The sequence below is a fragment of the Rhodopseudomonas sp. WA056 genome (assembly GCF_010906995.1).
Lineage (GTDB): Bacteria > Pseudomonadota > Alphaproteobacteria > Rhizobiales > Xanthobacteraceae > Rhodopseudomonas > Rhodopseudomonas palustris_G.
Window position 1 is genome coordinate 1 of sequence record NZ_QPFS01000022.1, and the last position, 14,391, is coordinate 14,391.

The window sequence follows — 14,391 nt, forward strand, 5'->3', positions numbered from 1 at the left end:
GGCCGTCGCCGAGCCGAATGCCGATCACCCGACCGTCCCGCCACAACAGGACGTCCGCCTCCCCCTCGATCACCGACAGATTCGGTGTGGCGAATATCGCGGTCTGCATCGCAGCCGCATACAACTTGCGATCGGCCTGCGCCCGCGGTCCGCGGACCGCTGGACCTTTGCGGCGGTTGAGCATCCGGAACTGGATGCCACCGGCATCAGCGACCCGGCCCATCAGGCCGTCGAGAGCGTCGACTTCGCGGACCAAATGACCTTTGCCGAGCCCACCAATGGCCGGATTGCAGGACATCGCCCCGATCGTGGCATAGCGATGCGTGACCAGCGCCGTTGCGGCGCCGATCCGGGCAGCCGCAGCAGCAGCCTCGCAGCCGGCATGGCCGCCGCCGATAACAATGACGTCGAAGGAAGTGCGCATGAGAGGGTTCTAGCTCAGCTCCTGGGAGCTTTGAAGGCGGCGCGCCAATCTGATACCGGCCAAAGCTCACCACATTGTTTCACGTGAAACAGCGTCGGCGGCAATCGGTGTGGCATGGTTACCAAATCGTTGTCCGGCGCGCCTCCCATAGCCAGATGCCGAATGGGTCTTCGATCCTGGTTTCAAAGCAGGCTCTTCTACTGTTTCACGTGAAACAGCGGCCATCCGCAGGGCTATGGTTAACCAAGTCTTACCCGCCGGCCGATTGCGGCCTCCCTATTTCCCTATGCAGAACCGGCCAAAGATCTCGCCGAGGACGTCCTCGACATCGACCCGCCCAAGCAAGCGTCCCAGGTCATGGCAAGCGGCGCGGAGTTCCTCGGCGACGATTTCCTCGGCCAGTCCCAGTGCCAGACTTCGGCCCAGCGCTGCCCCGGCATCGGCAAGCAGCAGCCGATGGCGGTCTCGGGTGATCAAGCCGGCCTCCGCAGAGGCGAAATATTGCGCGGCAAACTGCGTCAGTTCGCGCAGCAAACCGGCGACGCCCTCGCCGCTGGAGGCAGAAATACGAAAATCAGCGTCTGACGACCCCTTCTTCCGCCCCGCGTCCGTTTCCGCCAGATCGATCTTGTTGCGCACCCGCCAGACCTCCGGTCCGCTGAGATCCGGATCGGAAGCGTCGGTGGGCGTGCTGAGCCACAGCACTAGATCCGCCGCCGCCGCCCGCGCCCGCGCCCGCCGCACACCCTCCTGCTCGATCGGATCGTCGCTGTCGCGCAACCCCGCGGTGTCGATCACCGTCACCGGATAGCCGCCGAGATCGAGATGAACCTCGATCACATCCCGGGTCGTGCCGGCATGAGGCGACACGATCGCCACATCACGCCGCGCCAGACGATTGATCAGGGTCGACTTGCCGACGTTCGGCGGGCCGGCGATCGCCACCACCATCCCGTCGCGGAGCTTTTCGCCCTGGCCCTGCTCGGCCAAGACCTCCGCAATCTCCGCGGACAGCGCGGCGATCTTCGCCCGCGCGGGTGCCATCAGGTCGGCGGCGACGTCACCTTCGTCGGAAAAGTCGATCCCGGCCTCGACCAGCGCCAGCGCTTCGATGATCTGGTCGCGCCAACGCCGCGCCCGGTCGCCCAGCACGCCCTGAAGTTGCCGCAGAGCCTGCCGCCTCTGCACCTCGGTATCGGCGTGGATCAGATCGTCGAGACCTTCGGCTTCGGTCAGATCGAGCTTGCCGTTCTCGAATGCCCGCCGGGTGAACTCGCCTGGCTCGGCCGGCCTCACCCCTTCGAATGCGGAAAGCGTCTTGATCAGCGCCGCCGCCACCGCGCGACTGCCGTGGATGTGCAGTTCAGCGACGTCTTCGCCGGTGGCCGACGCCGGTCCCGGAAACCACAGCGCCACGCCGTCATCGATCATCTCGCCGCTGCGATTTCTGAGATCACAACGCACCGCACGTCGCGGCGCAGGCAACGATCCGGTCAGCGCCGTTACCACGTTCCCAGCCTGTGGTCCGGAAAGCCGAAAGATTGCGATCGCCGACGGCAGCGGCCCGGTCGCGAGAGCAAAAATGGTCTGGTCGCTCGGATGCATGAGCGCTGTCTTGCCGAGGCACTGTTCCGAACGCAAACAAAAAGGGCGCCCGCGCGGGACGCCCTTGATCGCTGGTGTTGGCCGGTTCGCTCAGGTGTTCATCGAGTCGAAGAATTCCGAGTTGTTCTTGGTGTTGCGAAGCTTGTCGAGCAGGAACTCGATCGCATCCATCGTGCCCATCGGGTTGAGGATACGGCGCAGCACGTACATCTTCTTCAAGAGCTGCGGGTCGGTGATCAGCTCTTCCTTGCGGGTGCCGGACCGCGAGATGTCGATCGCCGGGAAGGTGCGCTTGTCGGCGACCTTGCGGTCCAGGATCAGCTCCGAGTTACCGGTGCCCTTGAACTCTTCGAAGATCACTTCGTCCATACGCGAGCCGGTGTCGACCAGCGCTGTGGCGATGATAGTGAGCGATCCACCCTCTTCGATGTTGCGGGCGGCGCCGAAGAATCGCTTCGGCCGTTGCAGCGCGTTGGCGTCGACACCACCGGTCAGCACCTTGCCGGAGGACGGCACTACCGTATTGTAGGCGCGGCCGAGCCGGGTGATCGAGTCGAGCAGGATGACGACATCGCGGCCGTGTTCCACCAGGCGCTTGGCTTTCTCGATCACCATCTCGGCGACCTGGACGTGGCGGACGGCAGGCTCGTCGAACGTCGAGGAGATCACCTCGCCCTTCACCGAGCGCTGCATGTCGGTGACTTCTTCGGGCCGCTCGTCGATCAGCAGCACGATCAGGTAGCATTCGGGGTGGTTCGCGGTGATCGAGTGCGCGATGTTCTGCATTAGCACCGTCTTACCGGTGCGCGGCGGCGCGACGATCAGGGCGCGCTGGCCTTTGCCGATCGGCGCGACGATGTCGATCACGCGGGCCGACAGATCCTTGCGGGTCGGATCGTCGATCTCGAGCCTGAAACGCTCGTCCGGGAACAGCGGCGTCAGGTTGTCGAAATTGACCTTGTGCTTGGACTTTTCGGGATCTTCGAAGTTCAGCGAGTTGACCTTGAGCAGCGCGAAGTAGCGTTCCCCTTCCTTCGGGCTGCGGATATGGCCTTCGATGGTGTCTCCGGTGCGTAACCCGAACCGGCGGATCTGCGAGGGGGAGACGTAGATGTCATCCGGACCGGGAAGGTAGTTCGCATCCGGTGATCGCAAAAACCCGAAGCCATCGGACAGCACCTCGACGACGCCCTCCCCGATGATGTCGGTTTCCTTCGCCGATAGCTGCTTGAGGCAGGCGAACATCAGCTCCTGCTTGCGCATCGTGCTGGCGTTCTCGACCCCCAGCTCCTCTGCAAACGAAACGAGCTCGGCCGGCGTCTTGGCCTTCAGGTCTTGAAGTTTGATTTCCCGCATGGGGGTGGTCCTGTGGAAACGAGACTGGGGATTCGTCAGCGGAAGAAAAAGCGGGAGGAAATAACCGGAGGTCCGCAGGTCTTCAGGTCGACGGTGTCTTGAGCAAGGAAGGTGCGGGAGGTTTCAGACCCGATGCGGCGGCCGGTCCAAAAGGAGCCAGGATCGCAACCACATTCGCCTGCTTTAGGTGGGACGACGCAACTATAGGAAATCCGTCGCAATCACGCAAGACGATCCCGGTGCCCGGCGAGGATTTGCGCCCTCAGAACGGTTTGACGATGACGAAGATCACCGCCGCAACCATGAGAACAGTCGGTATCTCGTTGATAACGCGATAGAATTTATGCGACCGCGTATTCCGGTCTGCGGCAAAATCGCGCACATAGCGACCGAGCAGCAGATGGATCACCGTCATCAGCACCACCGCGGCGAGCTTGCCGTGAAACCAGCCCGACGCGAAGTAGTCCTGCTCCCAGGCGATGGCGAGGCCGGCGACCCAGGCGACCAGCATCGCCGGATTCATGATCGCCCGGTACAGCCGCCGCTCCATGATCTTGAAGGTCTCGGACTGCTTCGATCCGACCTCGGCGGTGCAGTGGTAGACGAACAGTCGCGGCATATACAGCATGCCGGCCATCCAGGAGATCACCGCCACCACGTGCAGGGTCTTCACCCACGGATAGACATAGATCCATTCGATCATTCGAACTTCCATCCCGCTGTGCCGAGACGCTGCAACGAGATCCGGAACGCAGGACCTGCATCGCGCGTTGATCGAATGCTCGAATGCGGAGATTTCCGCAAGCGCCAGCCTTCTCATCAATATTTATAGATTCTTAAGGTTTGAGTCTAAGTGGCCGTGGATTTGACTCACCCAACGGCATTGTCGAGTTGTTCTGTGCCCCTCCACATCTGCACAGCCGTCCCCAGCCGACATCGTCCTTGGACGTGCTTGCAGGATCAGAGGGTTGCGCCGGTTCGCCGCCGCATTACCGAGAGACAAATCCACATTCACCCGCTAACCTCGAACCGATCCCGAAATGCTCTTCTCACCCGACGCCTGTGAAGAAAAAGCCGGGTTATCCCGGTCGCGACGGCCGAGGGGCCGACCTGGTGCGGTTCTCGCCCCGTTGTTCACAGGTTACACAGGGCCACGATGCTGACCGACGGCTCCTATTTTCATCTTCATCTGGTCTCCGACTCGACAGGCGAAACCCTGATCACGGTGTCGCGTGCCGTCACCGCGCAATACGCCAACGTCACGCCGGTCGAGCACGTCTATCCGCTGGTGCGCAGCCAGAAGCAGCTCGATCGCGTGCTGCAGGAAATCGAGGAAGCCCCCGGCATCGTGCTGTTCACCCTGCTGGAGACCGAGCTCGTCAACCGGCTCGAGGCGAAGTGCCAGGAGATCAACAGCCCGAGCCTGTCGATCATCGGACCGGTGATGCAATTGTTCGAGGCCTATCTCGGCGCTTCGACCATGGGCCGGGTCGGCGCCCAGCACACCCTCAACGCCGAATATTTCCAGCGCATCGACGCCCTGAACTATTCGATGATGCACGACGACGGCCAGCACGTCGAAGGGCTTGAAGAGGCCGATGTGGTTCTGGTCGGCGTGTCGCGCACATCGAAGACCCCGACCTCGATCTATCTGGCCAATCGCGGCATCCGCACCGCCAATGTGCCGCTGGTGGCCGGCATTCCGATTCCGCACCAGCTCGAGACCTTGAAGAAGCCGCTGGTGGTCAGCCTGCACGCGTCGCCCGAACGATTGATACAGGTCCGGCAGAACCGGCTTCTGAGTCTCGGCGCCGGCGCCGGCAACGATTCCTATATCGATCGCCAGGCGGTCACCGACGAAGTGCTGCTGGCCCGCAAGCTCAGCGCCAAATACGGCTGGTCACTGCTCGACGTCACCCGTCGTTCGATCGAGGAGACCGCCGCGGCGATCATGAAGCTGCTGGCCGACAGGCAGCGCCAGAGAGGCCCGGAATGACGCTGTGGCTCGGGCCGCAGCCGCTGGTGCTGGCTTCGCAAAGCCGCGCCCGGCAGACAGTGCTCGCCAATGCCGGCATTCCGTTCGACGCGATTCCGGCCGACATCGATGAACGCGGTATCGCGGATGCGTCGGGTCTCAGCGCGCCGGGCGAGATCGCCGCATTGCTGGCGCAGCAGAAGGCGGCGTTCGTCAGCAATCATCATCCGGGCCGTCTGGTGCTCGGCGCCGATCAGACGCTGGCGCTCGGTGCGCGCGGCTTCAACAAGCCCGCCGATCGCGCCGCCGCCGCCAGGCAGCTCCGCGAGCTCGCCGGCCGCCGCCATGAATTGCATTCGGCGATCGCCGTGGTGCGCAACGGCATCACGCTGTTCGCCGACGTCTCGATCGCGCGCATGACGATGCGGCCGCTGACCGAAGCCGAGATCGACGCCTATCTGGACGTTGTCGGTGATAAAGCCACTACCAGTGTCGGCGCCTATCAGATCGAAGGTCTCGGAGTGCATCTGTTCGACGGCATCCACGGCGATCATTTCACCATCCTTGGACTGCCGCTGTTGCCGTTGCTCGGTTTTCTGCGTAGCCAGAACCTGCTGGCGGTCTGACGCGCGGACGACGAACCAGAAAAAAAGCGAGTCTCAGAACCGATCGGAATCGGATCTGAAATGTCTCGCGACGAAGACGGAGGCGACGGAATGCTGGTGCTCGGACTGACCGGTTCGATCGGGATGGGCAAATCGACCACCGCCAAGCTGTTCGCCGAAGCCGGCGTGCCGGTCTATGACGCCGATGCGACCGTGCATAAGATCTACGAGAACGAAGCGGTGCCGGCGATCGAAGCCGCGTTTCCCGGCACCACGGTCGGCGGCAAGGTCGATCGCGCGCTGCTGTCGGCAAAGGTTGTGCATGATCCGGCTGCGATGAAGCGGCTCGAAGCAATCGTGCACCCGATGCTGCGCGCCCATCACCAGCAGTTTCTCGACGATGCCGAGTCATCCGGCGCTGCGGTCGCAGTGGTCGATGTGCCGCTCTTGTTCGAAACCGGCGGCGAAAAGCGTGTCGACGCGGTGGTGGTGGTGACGACCTCGCCGGAGGTGCAGCGTGAACGGATTCTCGCGCGTGACAACATGACTCCCGACAAGCTCGACGCCATTCTGGCTCGGCAGATGCCCGATGCCGAAAAGCGCAAGCGTGCCGATTTCGTCGTGGATACGTCCAACGGACTCGACCCGGTGCGGGCCCAGATCCGCGAAATCCTCGAGGCGGCTGCTAGAATGCCGCGCCGGCGCGATTGATTCGCCGGATCCCCGACAACAACGGCCTGATCAGAAGCGATGCGCGAGATCGTCCTCGATACCGAAACCACCGGCCTCGACCCGCTGCGCGGTGACCGGCTGGTCGAAATCGGCTGCGTCGAGATCTTCAACCGGATGCCGACCGGCCGCACCTATCATCGCTACCTCAATCCCGAACGCGACATGCCTGCCGAGGCCTTTGCGGTGCATGGACTGTCGGCCGAGTTCCTCGCCGACAAGCCGCTGTTCGCCCAGGTCGCCGATGAGTTCCTCGAATTCATCGGTGATGACCCGCTGGTGATCCACAACGCCTCGTTCGACATCGGCTTCATCAATGCCGAACTGTCACGGCTGTCGCGTGCGCCGGTGCCGCGCGACCGGCTGGTCGACACGCTGCTGCTCGCCCGCCGCAAGCATCCGGGCGTGTCGAACCGGCTCGACGATCTGTGTTCGCGCTACGCGATCGACAATTCGCGTCGCACCAAGCACGGGGCGCTGCTCGACGCCGAATTGCTGGCCGAGGTCTATATCGACCTGATCGGTGCCCGGCAGTCGCAGCTCATTCTCGCCGATGTGCCCGCCGAAGTGGTCGGAACCAGTGCCGAGTCCCGGCGGCGGCAGCGGCCCGCCCCGCTCCCGAACCGGATCACCGACGCCGACCGCGAAGCCCATCGGGCGTTCATCGCCACCATGGGCGACAAGGCAATCTGGCCGGAATATCTCCCGGCGGGTGCCTAGATGTGAGCTTTCGGTCTGGCTGATGGCCGGTTCCGAAACGAAAATGCCCGGCACGAGGCCGGGCATGTATTCTTCGATCTAAGCGGCCGGGGCCGGCAGCTCAGCTCGGGCGGACCTGCTGCGATTCCGCGGCTGCCTGACGCTCCAGGTTCTGGCGATACAGACCGATGAAATCCACGGGGTCGAGCATCAGCGGCGGGAAGCCGCCGTCGCGCACCGCGCTGGCGATGATCTCGCGGGCAAACGGGAACAGCAGCCGCGGGCATTCGATCATGATCAGCGGATGCAGGTTATCCTGCGGCACGTTCAGAACCCGGAACACGCCCGCATAGGCCAGTTCGAAGCTGAACAGCACGCTGCTGCCCGATTCGGCCTTGCCCTCGATCGACAACGTCACTTCGAATTCGTTCTCGCCGACATTGTTGGCGCCGACATTGATCTGGATGTTGATCGCTGGCTGCTGCTGCTGCGGCGCGAGCGACGCCGGAGCGTTCGGGTTCTCGAACGACAGATCCTTGGTGTATTGCGCCAGCACATTGAGCTGCGGAGGAGCATCCTCGGGAGGCGTGCCGTTACCGTTGGTCATCGATGAATCTCCTGGAAGCGGACTGAAGGCGACCGCCGGCCGGCGGCGAGCGTCGCAACAATGGGCGGGTGCTGGGGCGAGTGGCTATCATACGCCTGCGGCGTTCCACAAGGTAGACGGACGCCTCTGCCGGATCCCGGTCCAGCCCTTCGTCAGATACCGGCAATCTGGTCGCCTTGTTCCCGAGGCCGCATCGATAAACCATTCGTTAACCGTTGCCCGACCAGGTTTCGGGCCGCTCCCGGTTTCCGGATCGGCCCGAAACGCGTAAGCTCGCGCGACGACTGCTCCAGAGATCGCGCTCGGGCTTGCGAACCCCAATGGCTGTGCCAAAACGCGCCATTGGCGTGCCGCGGTTGATGCCTACATGGTGAAAACCGGCCTTGCCGCGTTGGCGCCACGAGGCCGGAGACCAAAGCCGCGCCGGCAGGCCCCGGCCCGATCAGAAAGTGAATGCGACGTGGATATTTACACCATTATCTTCCTGGCGCTCGCGGTGTTCATCTTCCTGCGTCTGCGCAATGTGCTCGGCCAGCGCACCGGCAACGAACGGCCCCCGTTCGATCGCGCCGCGGCGCGCGACATGATTTCGGGCAAGCAGGACAACAACGTGATTTCGATGCCCGGCACCGTGATCGATCAAGCTCCGATCGCGCCGAATGCCGACGTGGTGCCGCCCTCCGACCGCTGGAAAGGCATCGCCGAGCCGGATTCCGAGCTGGAACACGGCCTCAACGCCATCGCTCAACACGATTCCTCGTTCGATGCCCGTCACTTCGTGGACGGCGCCAAGAGTGCCTACGAGATGATCGTGATGGCGTTCGCCAACGGCGACCGCCGCTCGCTGCGCGACCTGCTGTCGAGCGAGGTCTATGAAAGCTTCGACGCCGCCATCAAGGATCGTGAAAAGAACGACCTGAAGGTCGAATCCCGCTTCGTCGCGATCGAGAAGGCCGAGCTGATCAGCGCGGAGCTGCGCGATCGCACTGCGATGCTGACGCTGAAATTCGTGTCGCAGATGATCTCCGCGACCCGCGACAAGACCGGTGCGGTGGTCGACGGCTCGCCCGACAAGGTCACCGACATCACCGATGTCTGGACCTTCGCCCGTGACACCAGCTCGCGCGATCCGAACTGGAAGCTGGTTGGCACCGGCAGCGGCACCTGACGCACGCGGCGCCGCCATCGCCGGCTGCATGATCGCAGCCGCGCTGATGCTCGTTCCCACGACATCGGACGCGCGCAGCCGGCATCATCACCACGGCGCCAAATCCTCGCACCATGCCGGCTCGCATCCGCGGCATCGCCATGTGCTGTGGCCCTTGCAGATCGCCGACGGCCAGTATCTTCCCGCCGGCTGGGATCAGCTTCCCGGCTGGGAGGACGACGATCACCTGGCCGCGTTCAAGACCTTTCGCGCAAGCTGCCGCCCGATCCTGGCCGGTCGTGGCCGAGCCGATGCCAAGCCGCTCGGCGATTCGCTCCGCGAGCCGTGCCGCGCTGCCCGCGCCAGTGCGATCTCGATAGAACCGGCGGCCCGCGCGTTCTTCGAACGGCACTTCGTGCCGCTGCTGATTTCGCGGATCGGTGAAACACAGGGCTTCGTCACCGGCTACTACGAACCGGTGATCGACGGCTCCCCGGTCAAGACGGACGACTACACCGTGCCGGTGTATCGCCGCCCGTCGAATCTGTTCGTCCGCGGCTACACGCAAGGGGCGGCACTGCCGAACGGCGGACCGGTGTTTCGCAAGGTCGGCCGACGCAAGCTGGTGCCGTATTACGATCGCGGCGCGATCGAAGATGGCGCGATCGAAGGGCGCGGACTGGAGATCTGCTGGCTGAAGAGCCAGACCGATCTGCTGTTCGCCCAGATTCAGGGGTCGGCCCGGATCAGGCTGCCCGACGGCCGCGTCGTCCGCATCAACTACGACGCCCATAATGGCTATCCCTACACCCCGGTCGGCCGCATCCTGATCGAACGCGGCATCATCCCCCGCGAAGAAATGTCGATGCACCGCATCCGCGAATGGATGGACGCCAATCCCGACGGCGCCAAGGAGCTGCGGCGGGCGAACCGCTCGTATGTGTTTTTCCGGAAGGTCGACCTGAACGATGACGACGAAGCGGTCGGCGCCCAGGGGGTGCCGCTGACCCCGTGGCGCTCGATCGCGGTCGACAAGGGGCTGCACGTCTACGGCACGCCGTTCTTCATTTCGGGCGAACTGCCGATCGAATCGGTCAACGCCAAGACGCCGTTCCGGCGGTTGATGATCGGCCAGGACACCGGGTCGGCGATCGTCGGTCCGGCGCGCGCCGACCTGTATTTCGGTGCCGGTGCCGAGGCCGGTGCGGTAGCGGGTCGGATCCGTCATCCGATCGGGTTTGCAATCCTGGTGCCGACCAGCCTCGATCCGGTGGCGAGCGGCCGCACCTTGCCGCTGCCCGAGCCACGACCGCCGTCAAAAGCCCGGAAGCCCGCGGCGACGCCGGCGAAGTCCGGTGGTAAGGACGGAGCTGCGATCGTCCCGACGCCGGAGGCCCGGCCTGCCGCGACGCCGTCGCAGCCGCAGGCTCGGCGGCACCACCCGCATCACCACCGGCATCATCGCCGCCCGCACTGACCTCGATGAAACGCATCATCCCGCCGCTCGACCCGCCGATGTCGCGCCGCAAGCGAAGTCTGACCGAGGACGAACGGGCGCTGTGGGACGGCGTCGCTCGTCAGATCAAGCCGCTGCGCGGCCGGCCGCGCCCGATCAAAGCCGAGATCGCCGATCCGCTGTCGGAATCTCCGTCGATCAAGCCGTCGCCGGCTGCTCCGCCGCAACCGCTCAAGCGCGCCGCAAAGCCGTCGGTTGCGCCGCCGCCGCTCGCCAGCCTCGGTCGGCGCGAGCGGGCGCATCTGTCGCGCGGCCGCAAGGATATCGACGCCCGGATCGATCTGCACGGTATGACCCAGGCCCGCGCCCATCACGCGCTGCTGCACTTCCTGCAGCGCGCCAGTCACGACGGTCTCGGCTTCGTGCTGGTGATCACCGGCAAGGGCAAGAGCGGCGACGCCGAGCGTGGCGTCCTGCGCCGACAGGTGCCGCAATGGCTCGCCCTCCCCGAATTCCGTGCCTATGTGGTCGGCTTCGACGAAGCCCACATCGGCCACGGCGGCGAAGGCGCGTTGTATGTGCGGGTGCGGCGGGCGCGCGGTTAGTTAGCCAAGCACGGGGTGTTCATCGGCCGACGCGGCCCCCGTCTCCAAACGTCATCACCCGCGCATGCGGGTGATCCAGTATCCCAGAGAGGTTGTTACTTGGACGCGGACGCTCTGCAATACTGGGTCGCCCGGACAAGCCGGGCGATGACGTGAGGTGATGGGGTGAGGACTGTTGTTCCTTGCGGCGTATCATACATAAGAAATCGTCATTGCCGGGCTTGACCCGGCAATCCATCGTCTTTCGGAAAAGATGGATGCGCGGGTCAAGCCCGCGCATGACGTCTGTGTGTGAGGATACGTTCCATCCTCGGACTACTTGTCTTTGCGGACGGCGATCAACAGCCACTAACTAAACTGCCGCTCACAAAATAAACCGGCTCAAATCCGTGTTCTTGGCCAGATCGCCGACATTGGTCTTCACGTAGTCCGCATCGACCCGGAAGGTCTCGCCGTGGCGGTCGGGGGCGACGAACGAGATCTCGTCGAGCACGCGCTCCATCACGGTCTGCAGTCGCCGCGCGCCGATGTTCTCGACGGTCGAATTCACCGCCACTGCGACATCGGCGAGCGCGTCGATGGCGTCGTCGGTGAACTCCAGCGTCACGCCTTCGGTCTTCATCAGCGCCACATATTGCTTGATCAGCGACGCCTCCGGCTCGGTGAGGATGCGCCGCATGTCGTCGCGGCTGAGCGCATTGAGTTCGACGCGGATCGGCAACCGGCCCTGCAATTCAGGAAGCAGATCGGACGGCTTGGCGATGTGGAAGGCGCCCGAGGCGACGAACAGGATGTGCTCGGTCTTCACCGCGCCATGCTTGGTCGACACCGTGGTGCCTTCGATCAGCGGCAGCAGATCGCGCTGCACGCCCTCGCGCGAGACCTCGCCGCCGCTGCGGCCGTCGCGGACGCAGATCTTGTCGATCTCGTCCAGGAAGACGATGCCGTTGTTCTCGACTGCCGTGATCGCTTCCTGCACGAGCTGATCGTTGTCGAGCAGCTTGTCGGCTTCCTCGTTGACCAGAATTTCGTGCGAATCGGCGACGGTGAGCCGCCGGGTCTTGGTACGCCCGCCCATCTTGCCGAAGATGTCGCCGAGAGAGATCGCGCCGATCTGGGCGCCCGGCATCCCGGGAATTTCCAGCATCGGCGAGCCGGCTCCGGCCTGGGTCTCGATCTCGATCTCCTTGTCGTTGAGTTCGCCCGAACGCAGCTTCTTGCGGAACGAATCGCGCGTCGCCGGGCCCGAGCCGGGTCCGACCAGCGCGTCGAGCACGCGCTCTTCGGCGGCGATCTGGGCGCGCGCCTGGACGTCCTTGCGCTTCTTCTCGCGGACCTGGGCGATGGCGACTTCGACCAGGTCGCGGATGATCTGCTCGACGTCGCGGCCGACATAGCCGACTTCGGTGAACTTGGTCGCCTCGACCTTGAGGAACGGCGCGCCGGCGAGCTTCGCCAGCCGCCGGGCGATCTCGGTCTTGCCGACGCCGGTCGGCCCGATCATCAGGATGTTCTTCGGCAGCACTTCTTCGCGCAAAGCCCCTTCGAGCTGCAGCCGCCGCCAGCGGTTGCGCAGCGCGATGGCGACCGCGCGCTTGGCGTCGGCCTGTCCGACGATGAAGCGGTCGAGTTCGGAAACGATTTCGCGGGGGGAGAAGTCGGTCATGGTTCTCTTTTTCGGCGTTGGCTCCCGTCATTGCGGGGAGTGCTCGGATCGGCCTTTCGCGCCGTCCGAGGACAGGCTCCGCGACGAAGCGATCCAGACTTGGTGCTCAGAGCTCCTGGATTGCTGCGCGTCGCTGGCAATGACGAGCCGTTCACAGCGTTTCGATCGTCAGATTACCGTTGGTGTAGACGCAGATATCGGCAGCGATGCCGAGCGATTTGCGGACGATGGCCTCGGCGTCCTGGTCGGTGTCGATCAGCGCGCGGGCGGCGGCCAGCGCGTAATTGCCGCCGGAGCCGATCGCCATCACGCCAGCTTCCGGCTCAAGCACGTCGCCGGTGCCGGTCAGCACCAGCGACACGTCCTTGTCGGCCACGATCATCATCGCTTCCAGCCGGCGCAGATAGCGGTCGGTGCGCCAGTCCTTGGCGAGTTCGACCGCGGCGCGGGTGAGCTGGCCGGGATATTGTTCGAGCTTGGCCTCAAGCCGCTCGAACAGCGTGAAGGCGTCGGCGGTGGCGCCGGCGAAGCCGCCGATCACGTCACCCTTGCCGAGCTTGCGAACCTTCTTGGCGTTGGCCTTGATCACGGTCTGTCCGATCGAGACCTGGCCGTCGCCGCCGATCACGACCTTGCCGCCCTTGCGCACGGTCAGAATGGTGGTGCCGTGCCAGACCGGAGGTCCGGCGTCTCCCGAAGAGCTATGCAGTGCCATGGAGTTCCTTTCGCGAGCGCTGATCTAGGCACGGCCGGGCGGCGTTGCAATCGCCGAGCGGGCCGCCGCCGCAGCGGCCAATCCGCTCACCATAGGACGAAGATCGCCCCCGCTCCGCACCCGGCGCAGTAGCGAAGGTGTCACCGGCCTGTTAAAAGACCGGCGTTTTTACCGGAGAGCCCGCTTCATGCGCACGGCGACGATCAAGCGCAAGACCAAGGAGACCGACATCGAGGTCACGGTCGACCTCGACGGCACCGGTGTGGCCAACGCGGCCACCGGGATCGGCTTCTTCGACCATATGCTCGATCTGCTCGCCAAGCATTCGCGGATCGACATCACCGTCAAGGCGGTGGGCGACCTCCATGTCGACTTCCACCACACCACCGAGGACGTCGGTATCGCGCTCGGCCAGGCGGTGAAGCAGGCGCTCGGCAACATGGCGGGCATCAGCCGCTATGCCAGCATCTTCATGCCGATGGACGAGACCCTGACCCGGGTGGTGATCGACGTCTCGGGCCGGCCGTTCCTGGTGTTCAAGGCCGACTTCCCGCGCGACAAGATCGGCGAATTCGACACCGAACTGGTTCGGGAGTGGTTTCAGGCCTTCGCGATCAACGCGGGCGTGACTCTGCACGTCGAGACCCTATATGGCGAGAACAGCCACCACATTGCTGAATCCTGCTTCAAGGGATTGGCCCGCGCGCTGCGTGCGGCGGTCGCGATCGATCCCAAGACGGCCGGCGAAGTGCCTTCGACGAAGGGGCAGCTCGGCGGCTAAGCGTTGTCGAGCGGCGGAGAC

At 64.3% G+C, this 14,391-nt stretch carries 15 protein-coding genes; 8 read left to right on the forward strand and 7 right to left on the reverse strand.

Annotation, left to right across the window (positions count from 1 at the left end; translation table 11 throughout):
- From DU475_RS06855 to hemJ, 4 genes are all read right to left on the reverse strand, one after another.
- The coding region (locus DU475_RS06855; protein ID WP_164631449.1) for an FAD-dependent oxidoreductase at positions 1–424 on the reverse strand (424 nt) is incomplete at its 3' end.
- 276 nt (positions 425–700) lie between these two features.
- A complete protein-coding gene (gene mnmE, locus DU475_RS06860; protein ID WP_164631450.1) occupies positions 701–2,029 on the reverse strand; it encodes a tRNA uridine-5-carboxymethylaminomethyl(34) synthesis GTPase MnmE in 1,329 nt (442 codons plus the stop codon).
- A gap of 90 nt (positions 2,030–2,119) precedes the next feature.
- Complete coding sequence (gene rho, locus DU475_RS06865) at positions 2,120–3,385, reverse strand: transcription termination factor Rho (protein ID WP_013500171.1); 1,266 nt, start codon at positions 3,383–3,385, stop codon at positions 2,120–2,122.
- Positions 3,386–3,647: 262 nt separating this feature from the next.
- Positions 3,648–4,088 (reverse strand): protoporphyrinogen oxidase HemJ, encoded by a 441-nt coding sequence (gene hemJ / locus DU475_RS06870; protein WP_013500170.1) that lies wholly within the window; start codon positions 4,086–4,088, stop codon positions 3,648–3,650.
- A gap of 453 nt (positions 4,089–4,541) precedes the next feature.
- Between hemJ and DU475_RS06875 the strand changes: the two genes are divergently transcribed.
- From DU475_RS06875 to dnaQ, 4 genes are all read left to right on the forward strand, one after another.
- Positions 4,542–5,381 (forward strand): pyruvate, water dikinase regulatory protein, encoded by an 840-nt coding sequence (locus tag DU475_RS06875; protein WP_013500169.1) that lies wholly within the window; start codon positions 4,542–4,544, stop codon positions 5,379–5,381.
- A complete protein-coding gene (locus DU475_RS06880) occupies positions 5,378–5,986 on the forward strand; it encodes a Maf family protein (protein WP_047307706.1) in 609 nt (202 codons plus the stop codon). Before DU475_RS06875 ends, DU475_RS06880 begins: the two co-directional genes overlap by 4 nt.
- Before the next feature lie 90 nt (positions 5,987–6,076).
- Positions 6,077–6,676, forward strand: coding sequence for a dephospho-CoA kinase (gene coaE / locus DU475_RS06885; RefSeq protein WP_013500167.1), 600 nt, complete (start codon positions 6,077–6,079; stop codon positions 6,674–6,676).
- Between the two features lie 39 nt (positions 6,677–6,715).
- A complete protein-coding gene (gene dnaQ / locus DU475_RS06890) occupies positions 6,716–7,414 on the forward strand; it encodes a DNA polymerase III subunit epsilon (protein WP_164631452.1) in 699 nt (232 codons plus the stop codon).
- Positions 7,415–7,514: 100 nt separating this feature from the next.
- On the opposite strand, the gene secB is transcribed toward dnaQ, so the two are convergent.
- Complete coding sequence (gene secB / locus DU475_RS06895) at positions 7,515–8,000, reverse strand: protein-export chaperone SecB (protein WP_164631454.1); 486 nt, start codon at positions 7,998–8,000, stop codon at positions 7,515–7,517.
- A gap of 460 nt (positions 8,001–8,460) precedes the next feature.
- On the opposite strand from secB, the gene DU475_RS06900 reads away from it, so the two are divergent.
- From DU475_RS06900 to DU475_RS06910, 3 genes are read left to right on the forward strand one after another with little or no spacing between them, the layout of a single operon-like run.
- Positions 8,461–9,168, forward strand: a complete 708-nt coding sequence (locus DU475_RS06900) for a Tim44/TimA family putative adaptor protein (protein ID WP_041806945.1) — start codon at positions 8,461–8,463, stop codon at positions 9,166–9,168.
- Entirely contained in the window at positions 9,146–10,624 is a 1,479-nt protein-coding gene (mltA, locus tag DU475_RS06905) for a murein transglycosylase A (RefSeq protein WP_502706842.1), read from the forward strand. Before DU475_RS06900 ends, mltA begins: the two co-directional genes overlap by 23 nt.
- Before the next feature lie 5 nt (positions 10,625–10,629).
- The gene (locus DU475_RS06910; protein ID WP_013500162.1) at positions 10,630–11,208 is read left to right on the forward strand and encodes a Smr/MutS family protein; all 579 of its coding nucleotides are present in this window, start codon (positions 10,630–10,632) and stop codon (positions 11,206–11,208) included.
- Positions 11,209–11,572: 364 nt separating this feature from the next.
- Here the strand turns inward: DU475_RS06910 and hslU are convergent, their stop codons facing one another.
- Positions 11,573–12,874 (reverse strand): ATP-dependent protease ATPase subunit HslU, encoded by a 1,302-nt coding sequence (gene hslU, locus DU475_RS06915; protein ID WP_013500161.1) that lies wholly within the window; start codon positions 12,872–12,874, stop codon positions 11,573–11,575.
- Positions 12,875–13,025: 151 nt separating this feature from the next.
- Complete coding sequence (gene hslV, locus DU475_RS06920; RefSeq protein ID WP_013500160.1) at positions 13,026–13,589, reverse strand: ATP-dependent protease subunit HslV; 564 nt, start codon at positions 13,587–13,589, stop codon at positions 13,026–13,028.
- Positions 13,590–13,776: 187 nt separating this feature from the next.
- Between hslV and hisB the strand changes: the two genes are divergently transcribed.
- Positions 13,777–14,370: an imidazoleglycerol-phosphate dehydratase HisB gene (gene hisB / locus DU475_RS06925; protein ID WP_164631456.1), complete on the forward strand. Its 594-nt coding sequence runs from the start codon at positions 13,777–13,779 to the stop codon at positions 14,368–14,370.
- Positions 14,371–14,391 lie beyond the last annotated feature (21 nt).

Bases quoted from the DNA above. Each gene is read 5' to 3' on its own strand.
- mnmE (WP_164631450.1), bottom strand. From the start codon at position 2,029: ATGCATCCGAGCGACCAGACCATTTTTGCTCTCGCGACCGGGCCGCTG.
- coaE (WP_013500167.1), top strand. From the start codon at position 6,077: ATGCTGGTGCTCGGACTGACCGGTTCGATCGGGATGGGCAAATCGACC.
- rho (WP_013500171.1), bottom strand. From the start codon at position 3,385: ATGCGGGAAATCAAACTTCAAGACCTGAAGGCCAAGACGCCGGCCGAG.
- hslV (WP_013500160.1), bottom strand. From the start codon at position 13,589: ATGGCACTGCATAGCTCTTCGGGAGACGCCGGACCTCCGGTCTGGCAC.
- hemJ (WP_013500170.1), bottom strand. From the start codon at position 4,088: ATGATCGAATGGATCTATGTCTATCCGTGGGTGAAGACCCTGCACGTG.
- DU475_RS06880 (WP_047307706.1), top strand. From the start codon at position 5,378: ATGACGCTGTGGCTCGGGCCGCAGCCGCTGGTGCTGGCTTCGCAAAGC.
- dnaQ (WP_164631452.1), top strand. From the start codon at position 6,716: ATGCGCGAGATCGTCCTCGATACCGAAACCACCGGCCTCGACCCGCTG.
- hslU (WP_013500161.1), bottom strand. From the start codon at position 12,874: ATGACCGACTTCTCCCCCCGCGAAATCGTTTCCGAACTCGACCGCTTC.
- secB (WP_164631454.1), bottom strand. From the start codon at position 8,000: ATGACCAACGGTAACGGCACGCCTCCCGAGGATGCTCCTCCGCAGCTC.
- DU475_RS06910 (WP_013500162.1), top strand. From the start codon at position 10,630: ATGAAACGCATCATCCCGCCGCTCGACCCGCCGATGTCGCGCCGCAAG.
- hisB (WP_164631456.1), top strand. From the start codon at position 13,777: ATGCGCACGGCGACGATCAAGCGCAAGACCAAGGAGACCGACATCGAG.
- DU475_RS06875 (WP_013500169.1), top strand. From the start codon at position 4,542: ATGCTGACCGACGGCTCCTATTTTCATCTTCATCTGGTCTCCGACTCG.